This window comes from Streptomyces sp. WM6386, from assembly GCF_000972385.1.
Taxonomy (GTDB): domain Bacteria; phylum Actinomycetota; class Actinomycetes; order Streptomycetales; family Streptomycetaceae; genus Streptomyces.
Window position 1 is genome coordinate 1 of sequence record NZ_JXTE01000340.1, and the last position, 670, is coordinate 670.

At 67.9% G+C, this 670-nt stretch carries 1 protein-coding gene; it reads right to left on the minus strand.

Features of this window, described 5'->3' with window-relative positions; all coding sequences use genetic code 11:
* Window positions 1-646 (minus strand): ISL3 family transposase (locus TN53_RS41590; RefSeq protein WP_046264088.1); only part of this gene is annotated, 646 nt, incomplete at its 3' end.
* Window positions 647-670 lie beyond the last annotated feature (24 nt).

The window sequence follows — 670 nt, forward strand, 5'->3', positions numbered from 1 at the left end:
TCGCCGAGCCATCCCGGCACACGATCTCGACGCCCGGATGCTCGCGCAGCCACACCTCCAGGGTGTCGGCCGTGTGGTCGGCAAGAACGTCGATCCGCTCGTGGGTTTCGGCGTCGATCACCACGGTGGCATAGCGGTGGCGCCGGCGCAGGGCGAAGTCGTCGACCCCGATCACGCGCGGCCCCTGCCTGGTGGGCAGAGCGATGCGCAACAAGGTGCGCAGGGCAGTGTGACGCGACAGTCCCATCGCGAGTATCGCCAGCAAACGTGCGCCCGCCCGGCCCGCTAACTCCTTGACCACGGCCTTGACTTGCCTGGTCAGCCGTGCGGTGCGGCGCTGATATCGCTCCAACACCCCGGGCACCTGCTCGCGGAAGGTATGCCGGCAGCCACGCGTGGGACACACCAGACGCCGCACCCGCACACGGACCACCACCCGCCGTCCGTCCACCGACACGTCGGCCACCGTCCGCAGATGAAAGCCATGCACCCGCCCGGATGGTGCTCCGCAACCCGGACACGGTACCGGGCCCTCAGGCGTCCGCGCCCGCACCAAAATCCGCTCGCCTTCATCCGTCACGTCCTCGATGACCAGCGGCGAGAGCCCCGAAAACACCACATCTACAAGCTCGTTGGCATTGCGCACGTCACGTCAACGATGAACCAGCAC